Here is a 13,779-nt window from a genome sequence, read left to right as displayed (position 1 = left end):
TAAGTGTCCGGGATCAGGACGAATGCCGCGCTGCGGTTCAGAGGAACGAGCGGTCGACCTCGTCCAGGACAGCACTCAGCGCCTCGACAGGGATCATGGTCGAGTACACGACCTGACCGTCCGCTGGCGAGATCCCGTCTACGGTCGACGGCTCGATCTGCCACTCATCCGCAGACACGCCAGGCACGGCGTCCAGGATCACCGCGATCAGCCGATGATCCCAGAACCCTTCCGCGGTGACGGCCAGATACGACTCGCCGTCACGTTGGTGAATGAGCGCTCCGACACGGAAAGTGCCGATCGGGCGATCCACAGAGCCCCGGTCTGAGCAGAGCGCGCGATGGCTTCCCTGACCTTCTTGCGCAGCGCAGTAGCGATCACTGCCGAGTTCTCAAGCTGCCAGCGCCGATAGTCTGTCGCGGTCGGGAGCAGATGAGCAGAGCTCACTGCGGCATCCGATCCTTTGGCCGCACGCCGGCATTCGTCGGTGAGCGTCGCGTAGAAGTCATGGGCAGTCGTGTCATCCTGCCGGGATCCCGCAGCCGCCAGCCACCAGGCCGAGCGGGAGTAGTCAGCGTCCGTCCTCGGCGCGAAATCGTCAGGGATCGGCACCTCGCCGGCGATTCCACGCAGAGCGGTCACCTTCACTTTGAACCAGACCCGGTCGTGGAGAGCACGAACACGTTCTGCACCACCGGACGCCACCTCTGCCGGGACGCGCTGCGCTTTCTGCACCAGTGCGTCTCCGATGGCGTGGAGCTCGACGTCCAATTGCGGGAAGTCGAGGCCGAGGTCAGTGAGAGCCCTGCGAGTCGGACGCACATGCCGTGTCATGGCTCGACGCTAATGCGGGCCGCCGACACCGATCACTCGGAAAGACCACCCAGTTCATCGATCTCATCGTCGGTTGCGTCTGCCAAGAGCTTCACGGCGCCGCGGGTGCTTCCGTCGAGCAGCCGCAGAGCCTCAAGAGCACCACTCTGGATCTCCTCGCGATGCTTCTCGATGTACTCGCGCACGGCAACGTCAACGACATCCTTCTTGGAGCGCTGCAGGAAATGCGCAGCGTTCGAGATGAGCCGGTCGGTCTCAGCATCCACTTTGATCGGCGCAACAGCAACCATGACGGTATCCCCTCACCTTGGGTACCAAGGTACCACAGAATACCGTACAGGGCTCAGTGCCCGTACGCCTGCGCGAGGCGCTCCAGCGCGTCCTGCACGGTCTGCCGCGGGGCGGCGAGGTTCATGCGCTCGAAGCCCTCGCCCTCGGGGCCGAACATGGCGCCCTCGTCGAAGTAGACCAGGGCCTCCTGCTCGTTGATGCGCTTGAGCTCCACGTGCGACAGGCCCAGCGCCCGGAAGTCCAGCCACTGCAGGTAGGTGCCCTCCAGATCGAAGACGACGACCTGCGGCATCCGCTCGGCGAAGAACGACCGCACCAGCTCATGGTTGCCGTGCACGAGCTCGATCAGTCCGTCCAACCACGCACCGGCCTTCGAGTAGGCGAGACGACAGGCCTGGAAGCCCAGCGCGTTGAGCGTGAAGAAGCCCGTGCGGCTCTGCTCGAGCGCGAACTTCTCACGCAGCTGCTCGTTCGGGATGACGATGTTGCTGGTGGCCATGCCCGCCAGGTTGAACGTCTTGCTGGGCGCAGTGCACACGATGGTGCGGGCCGCCGCGTCGTCGTTCAGCGTGGAGAACACGGTGTGCTGCGCACCGGGCATCACCAGGTCGAAGTGGATCTCGTCACTGATGACGGTGAGGTCGTTGTCGCGGGCGATGCGCCATACGGCCTCGAGCTCGTCGCGCTCCCACACCCGGCCGGTGGGGTTGTGCGGGCTGCAGAACAGCAGCGCGGTGGTGCGGGGATCGGCGGCCTTCTCGGCGAGGTCGTCGAGGTCGATGCGCCAGCGCCCGTCGCGCAGCACCAGCGGGTTGCGCACGACCACGCGCTCATTGCCCTCGATCGCGCCGAAGAACGGGTAGTACGCCGGGGTCTGCACGATGACGCCGTCGCCGGGCGCGGTGACGGCGCGGACGGCGGTGTTGAACGCCGGCACCACGCCGGGTGCCAGCTTGATCTGCTCGCGGGTGACGGTCCAGCCGTGCCGGTCCTGGAACCAGCCGGTGACGGCGTCCCAGTAGTCGTCGGTGGCGATGGTGTAGCCCAGCACCACGTCCTCGAGGTGCTCGCGCAGGCCCTCGAGGATCTCGGGGGCGAGCTTGAGGTCGAGGTCGGCGACGGAGAACGGCGAGATCCCGGCGGGCACATCGGGCTTCGCGTCGAACATGTGCTGCCACTTGGAGGCGCCGGTGCCGGTGCGGTCGACGACGGTCTCGAAGTCGTACGTCACGCGCGCACCTGCTCCCCCGCCACGGCGAGCACCCGATCCAGGGACTCCTCCTCGCCGACGGAGATGCGGATGCCGTCGCCCGTGAACGGCCGGACGATGAGGTCCGCGGCGACGAACGCGGCGGCCATCTCGTCGGTCCGTTCGCCCGCGGGGAGCCAGACGAAGTTGGACTGCGAATCAGGCACATCCCAGCCCTGCGCGCGCAGGCCCTCGACCAGGCGGGTGCGCCGCTCGACGATGACGGCGACGCGGGCCATCAGCTCGTCCTCGGCATCCAGGCTGGCGATGGCGGCGCGCTCGGCGGCACTGGTGACCGACAGCGGGATGGCGGTGGTGCGGGCGGCGTCGAGCACGCGCGGGTGGCCGATGGCGTAGCCGACGCGGAGCCCCGCCAGGCCGAACGCCTTGGAGAAGGTGCGCAGCACGACCACGTTGGGGTGCTTCTCGAACACGCGCTCGGCGAGGCCGTCGACGGCTTCGGGGTCCGTGACGAACTCGGCGTACGCCTCGTCGAGGATGATCAGCACGTCCTGCGGCACGCGCTCGACGAACGCCGCGAACTCGGCGCTGGTGACGATCGGGCCGGTGGGGTTGTTGGGCGTGCAGACGATGATCACGCGGGTGCGGTCGGTGACGGCATCCGCCATCGCGTCGAGGTCGTGACGGGTGCCCGGGCCGAGCGGGACCTGCACCCCGGTGGCGCCGGCAACCAGCGGAAGGCCGGGGTACGCCTCGAACGAGCGCCAGGCGTAGATGACCTCGTCGCCGACGGATGCCGTGGCCAGCACCAACTGGTACAGGATCGACACGGAACCGGATGCCACGTGCACGGCGTCCGCGTCGACGCCGTACTTCTCGCCCAGGCGGGCGCGCAGCGCACCGGCAGAGGCGTCGGGATAGCGGTTGATCGGCGTGGTGTGCGTGAGCGCCTCGAGCACCGACGGCAGCGGCTCGAACGGGTTCTCGTTGCTGGAGAGCTTGAACGCGTCGGCGCCCGCCTGCTTGCCCTGGCGGTACGGCGGCAGGGCGGCGATCTCGGGGCGGATGCGGGGCAGGATGGGCTCGGTCACGGGATCAGTCTAAAGAGGTGCGAACCACCGCGGGGGCGGCCGTCATGAGGAGCGTCTCGTGGCACGATCGACAGATGCGATTCATCATCCGCGTCGTCATCAACGCCTTCGCCCTGTGGGTGGTCACGCTGATCCCCGCGCTCGAGGTGAGCATCCGCGCGTTCGCGCCCGGCGAGACCCTGCAGCTCGTGCTGACGCTGCTCGCCGTGGGAGCGATCTTCGCCCTCGTGAACACCATCATCGGCACGGCCATCAAGATCGTCGCGTTCCCGCTGTACATCCTCACGTTCGGACTCATCTCCTTCATCGTGAACGGCTTCCTGCTGTGGCTGACCGCCTGGATCACCAGCGGCTTCGGCTGGGGGCTGAGCGTCGGGTCGTTCTGGTGGGGTGTGGTGGCGGCCATCCTCATCTCGATCATCAACGCCGTCTTCGGCGCCATCCTGCGCCCGCAGAAGAAGAAGCGCCGCTGACGAGTCGCGTCGCCGACAGAGATCGGATGCTGATCAGGCGCGCTCCGCGCTGAACTCCGTCCGCTCGACCCGCGCCGCCTCACCGAGCTCGTGGAAGAACTTGTCCCGCAGCGCTTGTGCGCGTGGATCCGACGAGCGATCCAGCTCTGCGCCCGTGTTCATGTAGTCCCCATACATGTGCGGATCGATCGGGCTGCTCCGGCCGGGGATCTCCCGCTGGACCGTGAAGCTGTCGGGTGAACCCGACCCTCCCGCAGTGCCACCGGTCGCCAGTGCGTTCACCGGGTCGGCGCTGTTCTCCAGTCGGACGATCGTCTGATCGGCGGCGAGCGCCGGGTCGACCGGATCGCCCGCGACGATCACGGTCCCGACGTGATAGGGGCTGTCCATGGCCAGATGGGAGACGATCATCGCGCCCTGCGAGTACCCCACCATGTCGACGGTGTCGCCGTGCTCGGCTCCGGCCTCTTCCAGCGCCTGGAGCGTCGCCTCATACGATGCGGACTTCTTCCGGCCCATGTACAGCTCCACGTCGGAGACCGCATCGAACGGCTCGTCCGTGCCGGGCATCATCTCCCGGGTGCCGTCGACGTACGCGACATAACGCACCGACCCATCCTTCATCGTGTACTTCTCCACCGCCACCTGGGCCGTGCGCCCCCACGGCACGCGCGCGATCGAATCACGGACTCCCGCGACCGGCTTGACGTCACGCGACTCGACAGTTCTCAGGGTCACGGCCTGTGATTCACCCGTTAGTCGGGTGCCGCTCGGCAGGGTGCCCAGATCGACATCCACCGCCAGATCGCGCAGGGTGCCCATCGTCGATCCCACCGGCTCGGGGCCCAGCCACAGGGCCGCCCAGCCGAAGAGTGTCGGGGCCAGCACCGCACCGACCCATCGAGCGAGCGTGTACGTGTCGTCCCACGGCTGATCCGTCAGTCCGTCGAATCGGTGGTTCTGCCAGCGCGTGACCAGGGAGTCCGCCGCCGGTCCGATGTTCGGGTTCGAGGCGAGCAGCTCATGGATGCGGTCCTGTATCGCCAGTGCTTCACGCGCATCGCCCACCCCGATCAGGTTCTGCTGCGTGCGCAGCTCGACCAGCTCGAACACATCGGCCATGACGAGCGTGCCCTGCGCGGTCTTCGCCGCCTTCTCCCCCTGGCTCTCCAGCCGATGCACGCAGTTCCCGATCTGCCCCGTGGCGGGGTGCCGATCAGCGGTCTGCGCGAGCGTGTGCTGCGCACGCCGCGCGACGCGTGCGGCATCCTTCACGTGCTCCGCCAGCGCGGCCAGCCGGTGCCCGACCGCGCGGAACGCCCCCGAGTCGACGTGGATCGCGCCGCCCGACGTGATGTTCAGCTCGCCGCTCATCGCAGGATCCTGGCCACCTGCTGGCGCTGGAACTCCAGCTCGCCGCGCTCGCTCTCCAACTGCGCGTGCAGATCCGAGAGCGCCCACCGCAGCGCGCGCACCCCTGCGTTCTCCCAGCGTGCATCCTCGATGAGCCGCGAGACTCCCACGCCCACCGTCTCCACCAGGTCGGTCGCCTCGTTCAGCAGCCGCATCGCCTCTACCGCCGCCCAGAGATCCTCGCCCGCGCCTCCCGGAGCCTGGGCCGCTGTGATCGTGTACATGCATCCAGGGTGCGGGATGGCGGGCATCCGCTCCGCCCGGAATCCTACCCACTGTGCGCAACTTCTCGAGATTGACGATTGGGGACAGAAGTCGATGAAGGCACAATGGTGCTGTGACCTCACCGGATCCCTTCCGCGTCGTCTTCGTCTGCACGGGCAACATCTGCCGCTCACCGATGGCCGAAGTCGTGTTCCGCGCGCTCGCGACACAGCGCGGGCTGGGCGATCGTGTGCTGTCCCGCAGCGCGGGCACGGGCGACTGGCACCTCGGCGAGCGCGCCGACCAGCGCACCCTCGAAGCCCTCAGCCGCCGCGGCTACGACGGCTCCGCGCACCGCGCGCGGCAGTTCAGCGCAGCATCCTTCGCCGACAACGACCTGATCGTCGCCCTCGATCGCACGCACGAGCGCATCCTGAAGGCGTGGGCCCGCAGCGCCGACGACAAGGGCAAGGTCACCCTTCTGCGCGCCTACGACCCGGCCGCGTCCACCATGGACGTGCCCGATCCGTACTATGCGGGCCCGCCGATGTTCGATTCGGTGCTGGCTATGATTGAGACCGCCACCCGCGGGCTCTTCAGCCAACTCGAACCGGCTGTGCGGGCATCCCATTCGACGCTCCGCGCGACGCGGGGCCCCGAGCAGGAGGAACTCCTCTGACTTCTCTGCCTTCGCTCCCCGCTCAGCCGCTCAGCCCCCTCGACGGCCGCTACCGCACCGCCGTCACGGGACTTGCGGACTTCCTCTCCGAGGCGGGGCTGAACCGCGCCCGCGTGGAGGTGGAGGTGGAGTGGCTGATCGCCCTCACCGACCGCTCGGTGTTCGGCACCTCTCCCCTGCCGGATGCCGACAAGCAGCGCCTGCGCGCGCTGTACCGCGACTTCGGCCAGGACGAGATCGATTGGCTGGCCGCCAAGGAGGCCGTCACCCGCCACGATGTGAAGGCCGTCGAGTACCTGGTGCGCGACCGCCTGGCGACCCTGGGCCTGGACCGCATCGCCGAGCTGACGCACTTCGCGTGCACGAGCGAGGACATCAACTCCGCCTCGTACGCGCTCACCGTCAAGCGCGCCGTCGAGGGCGTCTGGCTGCCGGCGCTGGATGCCGTGATCGCGAAGCTCCGCTCGCTCGCCGCCGAGCACGCGGACGCCGCGATGCTCTCCCGCACGCACGGGCAGCCGGCCACCCCATCGACCATGGGCAAGGAGCTCGCCGTGTTCGCGTGGCGCCTGGAGCGCGTGCGCGCCCGCATCGCAGCATCCGAGTACCTGGCGAAGTTCTCCGGCGCGACCGGCACCTGGTCGGCGCACCTTGCCGCAGATCCCTCGGTGGACTGGCCCACCGTGAGCCGCGAGTACATCGAGGGCCTGGGCATCGACTTCAACCCCCTCACCACGCAGATCGAGTCGCACGACTGGCAGGTGGAGCTGTACGACCACGTGCGGCACGCCGGCGGCATCCTGCACAACCTCGCCACCGACATCTGGACCTACATCTCGCTGGGCTACTTCGCGCAGATCCCCGTGCCCGGCGCGACCGGTTCGTCGACCATGCCGCACAAGATCAACCCGATCCGGTTCGAGAACGCCGAGGCGAACTTCGAGATCTCCGGAGCCCTGTTCGGGTCCCTGTCGCAGACGCTGGTCACCTCGCGCATGCAGCGCGACCTGACCGACTCCACCACGCAGCGCAACATCGGCGTGGCCTTCGGGCACTCGCTGCTGGCGCTGGACAACCTGCGCCGTGGGCTGGACGCCATCTCCCTGTCGCGTGACGTGCTGCTGGACGACCTCGACCACAACTGGGAGGTGCTGGCCGAGGCCATCCAGACCGTCATCCGCGCGGAGGTCGTCGCCGGGCGCTCCACCATCACCGACCCGTACGCCCTGCTGAAGGACCTCACCCGCGGACACCGCGTCGGTGCGGCCGAGCTGGCGGAGTTCGTGCAGAAGCTGGAGATCGGGGATGCCGCCAAGCAGCGCCTGCTCGCACTGACACCGGCGACCTACATCGGCATCGCGGAGCAGCTCGCGCGCTGACCGGACTGTCCGCCGCAGAACCGGCATCCGGCATCCGGCATCCGGCATCCGGCGAGATGGAAAGTGCCGGGTAGGTGCTCCTCGGACCCGGCGCTTTCCAGCCGAATGACCACTGGCGAGATGGAAAACGCCGGGTAACCGCAGCATCCACCTGCACTTTCCATCCGCACGCCTGAGAGCTGGACGGAAGCGCAGACGCCTGAGAGCTGGACGGAAGCCCGGATGCCGAAGCGACCCGGCGGGGGCGGACTCAGGAAGCGGACGCGCCGCCCGCCGGTGCCCCATCCGTGGAGGCTCCGCCGGCACCCGCGTAGTCGCGGGGCATGAACATCAGTGCGCCGAGTGTCACGGCGGCGGTGATGGCAACGCCGATGAACACCCCGGTGGATGCCGACACGATCGTCGCCGGGTCATCAGGACCCGCGCCGCGCGCGATCACCGCGTTCGAGATGGCACCGAGGATGGCCACGCCCACGGCGCTGCCGGCGGAGCGCGCGAACGTGTTCATGCCGGTCACCGCGCCGCGCTCGCCCCACCCCACCGACGCCTGAGCGGCGATGAGCACAGGCGCCGACGACCAGCCCAGTCCGAGGCCCAGCACGAACGCGATACCGGCGACCGTGAACGCGTTCGGCCAAGGGCCGGTGACGGCCAGCAGGATCGACGCGACCACGGCGGTGCTCATCCCGATCGTGGCCGTGCGGCGGAAGCCGATGCGCAGGTACAGGGTGCCGGAGTTCGCCGAGGCCAGCGGCCAGCCCAGCGTCAGCGCCGCGACCGCCAGCCCCGACAGCAGCGGCGGGATGCCGAGCGAGCCCTCCAGGTAGGCCGGGGCGAAGCTCGTCACTCCGATCAGCAGCGCGCCGATCCCGAACGACACCACGGTCGTGGACAGGATCAGCCGTCGACCGATCAGCGAGAAGTCGATGATGGGCTCGGATGCCCGCCGCTCGACGGCCGCGAAGGCCACCAGCGCCAGCGCTCCCCCGCCGAAGCAGATGGCGCTGGGCACCGAGATCCACGCCCAGGCGCTGTCGCCCTCCAGCAGGCCGAGGATGATTCCGGTCAGCCCCAGCGTCAGCAGCGCCGCGCCGCCGAAGTCGATGCGGTGCCGCTGTTCGTACTTGTCCTCGTGGTAGTTGCGGATCAGCATCCATCCCGCCAGCGCGCACAGCGGCACGTTCACGAAGAAGATGCCGCGCCAGATGCCCAGCTGCGAGAAGATGCCGCCCAGCGCTGGCCCGACCACCGACGCGATCGCCCACATGCTGGACAGGTAGCCCTGCACCTTCGCGCGTTCGGCGACCGTGTAGATGTCGCCGACGATGGTCATCGCCATCGGTCCTACGGCCCCGGCGCCCAGACCCTGCACGATGCGGAACAGGATCAGCCACAGCATCCCCGGCGCGAAGCCGCACAGCACCGATCCCAGCAGGAACAGCCCGATGCCGATGAGGATGATGGGCTTGCGGCCGATCATGTCGGCGGACTTGGCGTAGATCGGCACGCTCACGGCCTGCGCCAGCAGGTACACCGAGAACAGCCACGGGAACTGCTGGTAGCCGCCGAGATCGCGCACGATGCTGGGCACCGCGGTGGCGAGGATGGTCGCGTCGATCGCGATCAGCCCGGTCGAGAGCATGAGCCCGCCGAGGATGGGTCCGCGCTCGGAGCGAAGGCCGACCGCGGAGCGGTCCACAGAGGAACCCATGACTGTCCCAAGCCGAAACGGCGACGTTCTATTCCTCCGGAGTGCGGTCAGCCGCTGCACCCGTTGCCCGTGAAGGCGGATGCTGAGACCCTGGACCATGGGCACGATGCGATGGACGACGGCGGCAGCAGGGATGCTGGCCGCGCTCATGCTGACAGCCTGCACGGCGCCGTCCCCGTCGCTGCAGGAGAAGCCCGTCACGCTGGCATCCGGCCTCGACGCACCCTGGTCGGTCGCGCTCGTCGGGGACAGCGCACTCATCTCGCAGCGCGACGACGGGAAGGTGCTCGAGCGCACGGCATCCGGAGAACTGCGCACCGCGGGCACCGTGCCCGGCGTCGTCTCCGGCGGCGAGGCGGGGCTGAACGGCATCGTCGTGCGCGAGCTCGACGGCATCCGCTGGCTGTATGCGTATCACGCGACCGACGACGACAACCGGGTGGTGCGGATGCCGCTGCGCGGCGAGCCCGGTGGACTGCGACTGGACACCAGCGCCGTGGAGGATCTCGTCACCGGCATCCCGCACGCGACCAACCACAACGGCGGACGCCTGGCATTCGGCCCCGACGGGATGCTGTACATCACGACCGGGGATGCCGGGCAGCGCGAGCGCGCCCGAGACAGGACGTACCTGGGCGGCAAGATCCTACGTGTGACGCCCACCGGCGATCCGGCGCCGGGCAACCCGTTCGGCACGCGGGTGTACTCGCTCGGACATCGCAACGTGCAGGGCATCGCCTGGGACGACGACGACACCCTGTGGGCCAGCGAATTCGGGCAGGACACCTGGGACGAGGTGAACCGCATCGTCGCCGGTGGCGACTACGGCTGGCCGGATCACGAGGGCATCGCGAAGGCGGCGGACGCCATCGATCCGGCCGCGGTGTGGAAGCCGGCGGATGCCAGCCCCAGCGGTATCGCGGTGATCGACGGCACCCTGTACATCGCGGGGCTGCGCGGGCAGCGCGTGTGGCTGTTCGATCCCTCGCATCCGGACGAGGAGCCGTGGGTGGCGGCATTCACCGAGGACTACGGCCGGGTGCGCGACGTGCTGGCCGGCACCGACGGCAGGCTCTGGCTGCTCACCAGCAACACCGACGGGCGCGGCGATTCGCGCGAGGGCGACGACCGCCTCGTGCAGCCGGCGTTCCGGGAGGGCTGAGGCTCAGGCCTCGGGGGCGTCGGGCTTCGCGGCCTCGGGTGCGGCTTCTGCAGCAGCATCGGCGGCCTCGGCCTCCTTGGCGGCCCGGCGCTGCGCGCGCGTGGGCTTCGGGTCCAGCAGGATCGGGCGGTCGATGGTCTTGGTGACCGTGGTCGGGTTGACGGCCAGCATCAGCAGCGCCATGATCAGCAGCGTCACGATGAAGCAGATGCCGCCGATGACCAGTCCCAGCGTGAACGGCGGCAGGTCCTTGTAGGTGCCGCGGGCGATGGAGCTGTTCACTCGGGCGGTGAAACCGCCGGTGGAGAAGATCGTGACCAGCATCGCGAACACGCCGCACCCCAGGGCGATGCTCACCAGGTGCAGCGGCTTCAGGATGTCGCGCCGCGTGGGCTTCTGCTCGGTCATGCGTATCCTCCGTGGTCCGCCAGGCTGTCCGTGCCGGCATCCTTCTCAGCATCCGCCTGAGCGGCCTTCTTCGCGCCCGGCGTGAGCCCGGCGATGCCGAGGAAGACGGCGATGATCGCGGCGTAGCCGCCGAACATCCCGACGCCGATGATGATGCCGGTGAGCGATGCCGCACCCTGCGGCGTGGTGTAGTCCATCACGAACCCGGCCGGCACCAGCGCCAGCAGCAGGGCGAGCAGCAGTCCCAGGGAGCCGATGAGGGTCGCGTCGCGCGCTCCCTCCGTCCCTTTCGAGCGGATGCCGTGGATCAGTTCGACCAGTCCGGTCGAGGCGGCCCACGCGATCACGAGTCCGAAGAACAGCGCGTCGGAGCGGATCGAAGGGATGCCGGCGGTCATGCCGAGCACGAACGAGATGCCGGCGATGATGACGGCTGGCCAGCGGTGGCCGGCCGGGTAGACGATGATCGCGGCCAGCACGAGCACGAGCGCGGTGGCGATGACGAAGCCGCCGAACGTCGGCAGGCCGACGGATGCCGAGTGGTCGGGCGAGAACGTGATCATCAGCGCCGCGACGGCGGCCAGAGCGGCGCGCGTCAGCTGCACGTGACGTGCAGTGAAGGTGCGTTCAGCGGGCATGGCAGTCCTCGGATCGGTGGCCCTTCCAGTCTACGACGGGCGCCTATGAACCAGGCCGTGGCCGGGAGCGCGGCCTCCCCAGCTGCCGCCGCGCTCCCGACATCCGCGGAGGACGGATTTCGGACTGCACCCGAGACTTCGGGCGGGCGCCACCCGTGCGTTCTCGGAGGCCCGCGCGACACCTGCTCCCCAGCGAAGGCATCCGACGGACCTTGTGCCACTCTATGGTGAGCGCGTTCACATACCGAGAGGGCGGCTGTGACGGACGAGGCTATCTTGCAGGGGCAGGCGACCACGCCGTTCGCCGGGGCACTGAGTGCGGCCATCCGCGACCGCGGGATGACGCTGGCGCGGCTGCAGGAGCGGCTCGCCGCGCATGGCAATCCGGTGTCGCGGGCGACGCTGAGCTACTGGCGCTCGGGGGCGCGCAGGCCCGAAGGCGCCCAGTCGCTGGCGGCGGTCGCCGATCTGGAGCAGCTGCTGGGACTGGACGACGGGGCACTGCTGCAGCTGCTCGGTCCGACGCAGCGCACCGGCCCGCTCGGCCCTGTGGCTTTCCCGTTCGACGAGGATCCCACCGAGCAGCGCGTCCGCGAGACGTTCCTGGCGATGGGCGCCGCCTACCCCGATCCGACTCGCGAGCTGACGATCCATGCCGTCACCGATGTCGGGCCCGAGGGACATGTGCGGCGGCGGACGGCCCGGGTGCTGGTACAGGCCACCTCCGGTGTGGTCACCGCCGTGCCGTATGTGGAGATCTCGACCGGCGAGCCCACTCCCCCGCCCGGGTTCGAGGCGCTGGGCGGCGGCCGCATCTCGAAGCGCTACACGCACCCCAGCAATGAGGTGCACGGGTTCCTGTTCGAGTTGGAGCGGCCGATCACCAGCCCCGAGACCATGCTGATCGAGTGGGCCGTGACGTACCCGCCCGAGATCGAGGTGAGCGACGGCTCGGGCTACGGAGTGGCCTTCCAGGCCCGAGAGCTGCTGCTGTGGACACGGTTCGACCCGGCCTGGCTGCCGGACTGGTGCGACGAGATCGAGGAGACCCCGGCGGGCCGGGTCGTCACGCCGCGGATGCTGCACGGCGCCCGTTCCCTGCACGCCGTGCGCCGGGGCTTCGGCCCGGGCGCGCTGTCGATGGGCTGGGGCCGCGGCGAGCGCCCGACGACGGACTGAGCTCGGGCATCCGATCCGTCCGGCGTCCCCGGTACGGATGTCGGTCGATTGACACGGATGTCGGTCGACACGCCGCAGAATCGGCCTGCAAGCGGGGAATCGACCGACATCCGTACCTGCCAAGACGAACAGCGCCGCGCACCCCGGGAATCCGGGAGAATCAGCTGTGCCCTCGAATCTCCGCTGGCTGCGAATGCGCCCCCAGGAACTCGCCCTCATCGCGATCACCGCGGTGTGGGGCGGCACGTTCCTGGTGGTGCACATCGCCATGCAGCACTCCGGACCCTGGTTCTTCGTGGGGCTGCGGTTCACGGTGGCGGGGCTGATCAGCATGCTGATCTTCCACCGATCGCTGCGCGGAATGACCTGGGCCGACCTGGGCGCCGGGGCCTCGATCGGACTGATGATCTACGGCGGCTACGGACTGCAGACGCTGGGGCTGCAGACCATCGACTCCAGCACGTCGGCGTTTCTGACCGCGTTGTACGTGCCGATGGTGCCGTTCGCACAATGGATCTTCTTCCGCAAGCGCCCGCCGGCGATGGCGTTCGTGGGCGCGGCGCTCGCGTTCGCCGGTCTCGTCCTCATCGCGGGACCGGAGGCGTTCAGCCTCTCGCTGGGCCTCGGGGAGTCGGTGACCCTGATCAGCACCCTGCCCATCGTGGGCGAGATCATCCTGATCAGCGTGTTCGCGGGCCGCATCGACCTGGGCCGCATCACGATCGTGCAGCTGCTGACGGCGGGCCTGCTGTCATTCGCGACGATGCCGGTCGTCGGCGAGGGCGTTCCGGCATTCAGCTGGGCCTGGGTCGCCGCCGGCATCGGGCTGGGCGTGTCCAGCTGCATCATCCAGCTCACGATGAACTGGGCGCAGAAGTCGGTCTCGCCGACCCGCGCGACCATCATCTACTCCGGCGAGCCCGTGTGGGCCGCCATCATCGGCCGCATCGCCGGCGAGCGCCTGCCTGCGGCGGCGCTGGTGGGCGGGATGCTGGTGGTGCTGGGCATCCTCGCCAGCGAGCTGCGCATCGTGCGGCGGCCGCATCCGAACACCCCCGATCGGGGGTGACTCTCCGGCGGCAACGGGCGCATGATGGAGTGTCGAGC

General features: G+C 69.1%; 16 protein-coding genes. 6 read left to right on the top strand and 10 right to left on the bottom strand.

The window, feature by feature from the left end; translation table 11 throughout:
* Positions 1-37 precede the first annotated feature (37 nt).
* Genes Q0568_RS10920 through Q0568_RS10900 form a run of 5 tightly spaced genes read right to left on the bottom strand, consistent with a single transcriptional unit; the run spans position 38 to position 3,426 of the window.
* Positions 38-202: a hypothetical protein gene (locus tag Q0568_RS10920; protein WP_298866318.1), complete on the bottom strand. Its 165-nt coding sequence runs from the start codon at positions 200-202 to the stop codon at positions 38-40.
* A gap of 5 nt (positions 203-207) precedes the next feature.
* Positions 208-834, bottom strand: a complete 627-nt coding sequence (locus Q0568_RS10915) for a hypothetical protein (RefSeq protein ID WP_298866316.1) — start codon at positions 832-834, stop codon at positions 208-210.
* A gap of 32 nt (positions 835-866) precedes the next feature.
* Positions 867-1,124 (bottom strand): hypothetical protein, encoded by a 258-nt coding sequence (locus Q0568_RS10910; RefSeq protein ID WP_298866314.1) that lies wholly within the window; start codon positions 1,122-1,124, stop codon positions 867-869.
* Between the two features lie 53 nt (positions 1,125-1,177).
* On the bottom strand, positions 1,178-2,356 hold the full coding sequence (locus Q0568_RS10905; RefSeq protein WP_298866312.1) for a MalY/PatB family protein: 1,179 nt from the start codon (positions 2,354-2,356) through the stop codon (positions 1,178-1,180).
* Positions 2,353-3,426 (bottom strand): histidinol-phosphate transaminase, encoded by a 1,074-nt coding sequence (locus Q0568_RS10900; protein WP_298866310.1) that lies wholly within the window; start codon positions 3,424-3,426, stop codon positions 2,353-2,355. Before Q0568_RS10900 ends, Q0568_RS10905 begins: the two co-directional genes overlap by 4 nt.
* 74 nt (positions 3,427-3,500) lie before the next feature.
* On the opposite strand from Q0568_RS10900, the gene Q0568_RS10895 reads away from it, so the two are divergent.
* Positions 3,501-3,899, top strand: a complete 399-nt coding sequence (locus Q0568_RS10895) for a phage holin family protein (protein ID WP_298866305.1) — start codon at positions 3,501-3,503, stop codon at positions 3,897-3,899.
* 33 nt (positions 3,900-3,932) lie between these two features.
* Here the strand turns inward: Q0568_RS10895 and Q0568_RS10890 are convergent, their stop codons facing one another.
* Positions 3,933-5,273: a hypothetical protein gene (locus Q0568_RS10890; RefSeq protein ID WP_298866303.1), complete on the bottom strand. Its 1,341-nt coding sequence runs from the start codon at positions 5,271-5,273 to the stop codon at positions 3,933-3,935.
* On the bottom strand, positions 5,270-5,536 hold the full coding sequence (locus tag Q0568_RS10885; protein WP_298866301.1) for a hypothetical protein: 267 nt from the start codon (positions 5,534-5,536) through the stop codon (positions 5,270-5,272). The genes Q0568_RS10890 and Q0568_RS10885 overlap by 4 nt, the downstream gene beginning before the upstream one ends.
* Positions 5,537-5,649: 113 nt before the next feature.
* On the opposite strand from Q0568_RS10885, the gene Q0568_RS10880 reads away from it, so the two are divergent.
* Together Q0568_RS10880 and purB are read left to right on the top strand one after the other, a co-directional pair.
* The gene (locus Q0568_RS10880) at positions 5,650-6,195 is read left to right on the top strand and encodes a low molecular weight protein-tyrosine-phosphatase (RefSeq protein ID WP_298866299.1); all 546 of its coding nucleotides are present in this window, start codon (positions 5,650-5,652) and stop codon (positions 6,193-6,195) included.
* A gap of 5 nt (positions 6,196-6,200) precedes the next feature.
* Positions 6,201-7,574 carry an adenylosuccinate lyase gene (gene purB, locus Q0568_RS10875; RefSeq protein WP_298866402.1) on the top strand — a complete coding sequence of 458 codons (1,374 nt, stop codon included), beginning with the start codon at positions 6,201-6,203 and terminating at the stop codon, positions 7,572-7,574.
* 250 nt (positions 7,575-7,824) lie between these two features.
* On the opposite strand, the gene Q0568_RS10870 is transcribed toward purB, so the two are convergent.
* Positions 7,825-9,285 (bottom strand): MFS transporter, encoded by a 1,461-nt coding sequence (locus Q0568_RS10870; RefSeq protein WP_298866297.1) that lies wholly within the window; start codon positions 9,283-9,285, stop codon positions 7,825-7,827.
* 97 nt (positions 9,286-9,382) lie between these two features.
* Between Q0568_RS10870 and Q0568_RS10865 the strand changes: the two genes are divergently transcribed.
* Positions 9,383-10,447 (top strand): PQQ-dependent sugar dehydrogenase, encoded by a 1,065-nt coding sequence (locus tag Q0568_RS10865; protein ID WP_366941401.1) that lies wholly within the window; start codon positions 9,383-9,385, stop codon positions 10,445-10,447.
* A gap of 3 nt (positions 10,448-10,450) precedes the next feature.
* Here Q0568_RS10865 and Q0568_RS10860 read toward each other — a convergent pair whose 3' ends face one another.
* Together Q0568_RS10860 and Q0568_RS10855 are read right to left on the bottom strand one after the other, a co-directional pair.
* Positions 10,451-10,855: a hypothetical protein gene (locus Q0568_RS10860; protein ID WP_298866296.1), complete on the bottom strand. Its 405-nt coding sequence runs from the start codon at positions 10,853-10,855 to the stop codon at positions 10,451-10,453.
* Complete coding sequence (locus Q0568_RS10855; protein WP_298866294.1) at positions 10,852-11,493, bottom strand: acyl-CoA synthetase; 642 nt, start codon at positions 11,491-11,493, stop codon at positions 10,852-10,854. Before Q0568_RS10855 ends, Q0568_RS10860 begins: the two co-directional genes overlap by 4 nt.
* 258 nt (positions 11,494-11,751) lie before the next feature.
* Here Q0568_RS10855 and Q0568_RS10850 point away from each other — a divergent pair, with 258 nt between their 5' ends.
* Together Q0568_RS10850 and Q0568_RS10845 are read left to right on the top strand one after the other, a co-directional pair.
* Positions 11,752-12,672 (top strand): hypothetical protein, encoded by a 921-nt coding sequence (locus tag Q0568_RS10850; RefSeq protein ID WP_298866292.1) that lies wholly within the window; start codon positions 11,752-11,754, stop codon positions 12,670-12,672.
* Between the two features lie 166 nt (positions 12,673-12,838).
* A complete protein-coding gene (locus tag Q0568_RS10845) occupies positions 12,839-13,741 on the top strand; it encodes a DMT family transporter (protein WP_298866290.1) in 903 nt (300 codons plus the stop codon).
* Positions 13,742-13,779: the final 38 nt, after the last annotated feature.

Source organism: uncultured Microbacterium sp. (genome assembly GCF_937927635.1).
GTDB lineage: Bacteria > Actinomycetota > Actinomycetes > Actinomycetales > Microbacteriaceae > Microbacterium.
Note: the sequence above shows the minus strand (reverse complement) of the source record. Positions and strands in the feature narration are given on the sequence as shown.